At 52.9% G+C, this 5,867-nt stretch carries 6 protein-coding genes and 1 pseudogene; all 7 read right to left on the bottom strand.

The window, feature by feature from the left end; translation table 11 throughout:
• A partial coding sequence (locus CPT76_RS40460; RefSeq protein WP_258168794.1) for a UvrD-helicase domain-containing protein occupies window positions 1–257 on the bottom strand: 257 nt, incomplete at its 3' end.
• 162 nt (window positions 258–419) lie between these two features.
• Window positions 420–1,106 (bottom strand): heptaprenylglyceryl phosphate synthase, encoded by a 687-nt coding sequence (gene pcrB, locus CPT76_RS24675; protein WP_105444809.1) that lies wholly within the window; start codon window positions 1,104–1,106, stop codon window positions 420–422.
• 195 nt (window positions 1,107–1,301) lie between these two features.
• Window positions 1,302–2,174 carry a phosphatidylinositol-specific phospholipase C/glycerophosphodiester phosphodiesterase family protein gene (locus tag CPT76_RS24680; protein WP_105444810.1) on the bottom strand — a complete coding sequence of 291 codons (873 nt, stop codon included), beginning with the start codon at window positions 2,172–2,174 and terminating at the stop codon, window positions 1,302–1,304.
• A gap of 199 nt (window positions 2,175–2,373) precedes the next feature.
• On the bottom strand, window positions 2,374–3,252 hold the full coding sequence (gene rfbD, locus CPT76_RS24685; protein WP_105444811.1) for a dTDP-4-dehydrorhamnose reductase: 879 nt from the start codon (window positions 3,250–3,252) through the stop codon (window positions 2,374–2,376).
• Window positions 3,249–4,273: pseudogene (rfbB, locus tag CPT76_RS24690) on the bottom strand (dTDP-glucose 4,6-dehydratase). The gene rfbD and the pseudogene rfbB overlap by 4 nt, the downstream one beginning before the upstream one ends.
• 23 nt (window positions 4,274–4,296) lie before the next feature.
• Complete coding sequence (gene rfbC / locus CPT76_RS24695; protein ID WP_105444812.1) at window positions 4,297–4,842, bottom strand: dTDP-4-dehydrorhamnose 3,5-epimerase; 546 nt, start codon at window positions 4,840–4,842, stop codon at window positions 4,297–4,299.
• Between the two features lie 367 nt (window positions 4,843–5,209).
• On the bottom strand, window positions 5,210–5,867 hold a 658-nt coding region (locus tag CPT76_RS40465; RefSeq protein ID WP_258168778.1), incomplete at its 5' end, for a U32 family peptidase.

Raw genomic sequence — 5,867 nt, forward strand, 5'->3', positions numbered from 1 at the left:
CGGCCCTCATTGCCTACCAGCTTGGCTACCCGGTCCTGCATCTCGCGTGCGGCTTTGTTGGTAAACGTAATGGCCAGAATGCCCCAAGGCGGAGCTTTGCGGGTTGCAATCAGGTAAGCGATCCGGTGTGTGAGCACCCGGGTCTTGCCACTGCCCGCGCCGGCCATGATGAGCAGCGGGCCGTCCGTGGCTTCCACGGCTTGGCGCTGCTGCGGGTTCAGTCGTTGTATTGCCTGTTGTATATCAATAGGTTGCATGCGTGCATGCTCCTTCCTGCTATAGAAATTCACAAATATGATAGGACATCATAAAAGCGGTATGCAGTGTGGCACAAGGGCCAGCATCTATTATACCGGTTTGCGGTTATATGCATTTGAGGATTATAGGTAGTACCGACAACATTCTAAATCCACTTACTTTTATTCCTTAATAGCCTTAACGGTCAGCAGCGCCTGCTTTAAATCTTCGTAAACGGCGTTGCCGACGACGATGGTGTCGCAGACGTCAGCAGCCTGACGGGCCGAATCGGCATCCTTGATGCCTCCGCCATAGAACAGCTTGGCCCCGTTAAGCGAGCGGTGAATGTGACGCACGGTCTCCATGTCCCCGAACGTCCCGCTGTACTCCACATAGACAACCGGCAGAGACATCAGCTTGTCCGCGACCTGGGCATATGCCGCTGCTCCGGCCGCATCCAGCTCGGTCTGCGCACCGGTCAAGCGGGCAACCGTGGAATCGGCATTCAAGACGATATATCCTTCAGGAACGAGCAGCTCCCACGGGATCATGTATCCATATTCCTCTACCGCCCGCTGATGATGGCCAACGAGCCATGCCGAATCCGAAGCATTGAGCACCATGGGGATCATATACAGATCAAAACCCGGTACGATCGCCTCCAGGTCGGATACCTCCAGCACGCAGGGCACCTCATATCGCCTAATACGGGACAGCAGCTCCACGGTGTTGTCGAACGTTACCCCGCTGGACCCGCCCACCATGACGGCGTCCGTACCGGACATACACACCGCATCCAGCGCCTCATTGGAGATCTCCTTATCCGGGTCAAGCTTAAACACATGCCTCCATGGCATAATCATTTGCATCAAACGGCATTCCTCCACGACAAATCTTCATAAATCTAGTCTATGTCAGCACCGGGTGAGTGTCAATTTGTGTTCGCATAAAATGCGAACATTTTTTCGCCAATCCGCCGAACGCAAAAAAGAAGATATGCTCCGGGTAGAGAGGCATATCTTTCAGGTCATAAACGATTCATCAGGTGAAGAATTTGGGTGCAATTACCACCCGAGGGCAACAAGCCAGCGGTTATCCCCAAGCTCTTGTTCCGTTACAAAGTCGGAATACACGCCCGTAACCCCCATTCGCTGCAGCCTGCCAATTTCGGAAGGATCGTTAATCGTATTCACATAAGCTGTGATTCCCGCTTTTTTCAGCTTGGCCAGAAAATCAGGCTTCGCCCGGGATTCCGGGATTGTAACTGCCTCAATCGAATGACTGGCAGCAAAATCGATGACTTCCTGATCCGTATCCTTGGTCGCATACAGCGTGTATATAATGGACGGAAACTCATAGATACCGTTCACCATTTGCAGCATCGGCTGATCGTAAATTTGCGGCACGACCCTCTCCAGCAGCGCGGGATCACGTTTTTTCGCCATATCCACGAGGATCTCCAGCTCTTTTTGCATATCCGCCGGCTCCTGCTCCTTCGTATCCGTCACGATATAAATATCGGGATAATGCTCCATCAGGTCCAAAATATCCGACCAATCCAGCGGCTCGTATGTGCCGAGGATTTTACTGTTTTTGAAGTCGCTATAGGTCAGTCTCCCCGACTGCTTGTCCTTCGGAAGCTCGCCCTTTTGCCCCAGCAGCTCGGTCATGTACTGCGTCCATTCGTGCCTGGCCACCAAATGGCCGTCCGCCGTCAGAAGCAGATCCACCTCGAATACACGATTTCCTTTTTCATAGTTCGCAATAAACGCCTCGTAGGAATTCGTGTACGCATGCTCGCGGATCCCGCCCATCGCGTGGGAAATGACCCGGTAATCGGTAAAATTGTTGTTGATGTCCTTGGAGCTTCCCTGGGGAACCCACATCATCAGGCCGGCCGCTACAACCAGCGCCAGCAATGCCACCCATTTCCTCATCGATATCACATCCTTTTCACCAGCGTAAGCGTGAGGGGAGCGTGTCTGATTCGTTGGGAGCCGAAGAAAGAGATTAGTTAGTAGAGATTACCCGGACGGGAGGGGTGTCAAACGATGAGGGGGGTGGGGAATGCTGGGAAAGAAAAAAGCACCGCAGCAGCCGGTGCCTGATCGAACTTTTCATTAAGAGAGTTCTAATCTACTCTATTCCTTGATTTTGGGTAGATAGATCTTGAATAAAATCATGAAGTCCCTCCCGCCAATCCCTCAAATCAGTCAGCCCATTGGCCCGAATCGCCATGTGATCCATGACCGAATATGCAGGACGGGGGGCCGGACGGGGAAATTGAGCCGTTGTGCAGGGTTCAAGCCGTGCGGTCAGCTGGATTCCTGCTTTGTCCGCTTCGTCAAAAATAGCCCGGGTGAAGTCAAACCAGGTGCACTGCCCCGCATTGGAGGCGTGGTAAATCCCGTATTTCTCTGTTTGGACGAGTTCGAGCAGAAAGCGGGACAAATCTACTGTAAACGTAGGAGAACCCAGTTGGTCGTTGACGACCTGCAGCACGGGCTTTTCTTGACCGAGGCGCAGCATCGTTTTAACAAAATTGGCTCCATGCGCACCATATACCCAAGAGGTCCGGACGATGAAGTACCGGGAAGACAGGCTCTGCACGAATTGCTCACCAGCCCGTTTGGTTTTGCCGTAGACGCTCTGGGGATCAGTCTCGTCATATTCTCGGTAAGGAACCGAAGACCTTCCGTTAAAAACATAATCCGTGCTGATGTATACCAGCTTGGCTCCGCAGTTCTCCGCTGCCGTCGTCATATTCCTGGTGCCGATCGCATTAACCCGGTAAGCCCCGTCAATGTCCGTTTCTGCCGCATCCACGGCCGTGTAGGCCGCGCAGTGGACAATCGTGTCCGGCCCGAAATCAGCAACGGCCTGCTGGCATGCATCCCAACGGGTAATATCGAGCATGGAGCGCCCGCAGCCCAGAACCTGATGCCCCGCTTGCTGGAACAAGGCGGTCACATCCCGGCCAAGCTGTCCTTCGGCTCCTGTCACAAGGACTTTCATAAGCCGTCCCCCAAACGCGAACCGTACTGCTTCTTGTAATAATCCTGATACTCACCGGACTGAATACGCGCCCACCAATCCTTATGATCCAGATACCACTGAATCGTCTCCTTGATGCCGGATTCAAAATCGTACTTCGGCTTCCATCCAAGTTCCCTCGTTATTTTGGCTCGATTCCGTAACGGCGGTCATGCCCCGGCCGATCCTGAACATGCGTAATTAATGATTCCGGTTTACCCAGTTCCTCCAATATTGTTCTGACAATATGAAGGTTCGTCCGCTCATTGTTGCCTCCAATGTTATAAACCTCGCCCGGCTTGCCCTGATGGATGACAAGGTCGATGGCAGAGCAGTGGTCTTCGACGTACAGCCAGTCCCGAATATTCAATCCGTCGCCGTAAACAGGCAGCGGCTGCTCGTTGAGGGCGCGGGAAATCATGAGCGGGATCAGCTTTTCCGGAAACTGATACGGACCGTAATTGTTGGAACAGCGGGTGATATTTACGGGCAGTCCAAATGTTTCATAATAAGCCCGGACCATGAGATCTCCTCCGGCTTTGCTCGCGGAGTAAGGACTGTTTGGAGCCAGCGGTGTTACTTCCGTAAAAAGGCCCGTATCTCCCAGCGTACCGTATACCTCGTCGGTGGACACCTGAACGAATTTGGTCACCCCATGCTTCCGGGCTGCATCGAGCAGCACCTGCGTCCCCAGCACATTCGTCTTCACAAAAATATCCGGTTCCAGAATGCTCCGGTCTACATGGGATTCAGCCGCAAAGTTGACGACGATATCGATCCCCTGCTGAAACCATGATTCCACAGCCTCCGCGTCGGTAATGTTGGTTGCCGTAAATGTATAATGGGGATGATTCTGGATGAAGCTGAGGTTTTCGAGGTTGCCGGCATACGTCAGTGCATCCATATTGACGATATCCAATTTAGGATACTTTTGCAGCATGTATATAATAAAATTACTTCCGATAAACCCCGCTCCGCCGGTAACGAGCATTTTCCTTCCCATCGTTTGATCCCTCCTGGTCGTAATCAAAAGTTAAGCTCCGCATCCTTCAGCAGAGGATGGCGCTGATCTTTATCCGACAGGATCGGACTGGAGACCGGCCAGTCGATGCCAAGCGCAGGGTCGTTCCACAAGATGCCCCGGTCATGTTCAGGAGAATAATATTCATCCACCTTATACAGAACCTCCGTACCCGGAACCAGCGTGCAGAATCCGTGGGCGAACCCTTTGGGGACAAGCAGCTGCCGCTTGTTATACTCACTAAGAATCACGCCGGTCCACTCTCCAAACGTCGCTGAATCCCGCCGGACATCCACAATCACATCATAAATCGCACCGCTCAGAACGCGGACCAGCTTGGTCTGGGCTTTGGGGTTCAATTGATAGTGAAGGCCGCGGATGACGCCCGCCTCTGCGGAGAGCGATTGATTATCCTGAACGAATGTATGCGTAATCCCCTGCTGGCGCAGCACAGCCTCGTTATACCCCTCCATAAAAAAACCCCGGTTGTCACCATGAACAACAGGTTCAATCCATACGGCATCTGCCAAGCGTAATTGATTCACTTTCACACGGAAGGCCCCCTAATGGTAGTCTTGTAAGTAACCAAAATTGAATTCATTCTTATTAATATATGGTGCTACCAAACCGTAGGGTGATCTATTGGTCCGCCCTTTTTAAGTCATAAATCATCTTAGGGAAAACTGTTTCAAGGGAGTGGGGTCAGAGAGGTTTAGGGGAGAATCGAATGAGCTGTAGTTAACACTTCCAAATTCCATATATATACAATACACCATACATCCAGCACGAGGAAATGAATATTTTAGGGATAAAAAACAAGCCATTATCATAAGCATACGACCGGTTGCTCTCAGGGTTAGCACATAAAAAGGCAGAATCCGCACGACATGGCGGGATTCTGCCTTCATTTATTTTTTCTTATTTCACCAGCTGCCCACGAGTCACGCCAAGCTGGTTGGTCGCCTTCAGCGTCTTCCAAACCTGCGTGCCGCTGATTTCGCCGCGCAGGGCGCGGTTGTACAGGTCGATGACCTCGTGCACCTGTTCAGGTGTTTCCTCCAGGAACTCGACGCGGTAGCTCGAGACGCCGAGATCCATGAAGTTCGTCAGGTACTCGGCACCGGACTGCTCGATGGCGTTGTAAACCGTGTTGCGGCAGCCCTCGTCCACGCGGACCGGATGGGACATGCCGATGCGGTCCTGCAGGGACGCCCGGTGCGATTCGCACGGACGGCCGCAGTTCGTGAAGTCGGTGCCTTCGCTCAGGAAGGTACAGTACACGCAGTGCTCCGTATGGAACATCGGCAGATGCTGGTGGATGACGATCTCCATCTGCGACGTCTTGGAGCGCTCCAGCAGATCGACCATCTGCTGGATGTTCAGGTCGTAAGACGGCGTGACCATGTCACAGCCGGCTTCGAGGAACAGATCCACCGCTTTGTGGTTGGCGATGTTCAGCGAGAAATCGCCAATCAGCTGCGGATGATCGGCATCCGGGTTTTCCATCCGGTGGCGCAGGTAGAAGTACAGCGCCCCGGTGTTGCGCACAAGCACGGCGTCCGGCTTGAGGCGCAGG

The sequence above is a fragment of the Paenibacillus sp. AR247 genome (assembly GCF_002968895.1).
GTDB classification, from domain to species: Bacteria; Bacillota; Bacilli; order Paenibacillales; family Paenibacillaceae; genus Paenibacillus_AQ; species Paenibacillus_AQ favisporus.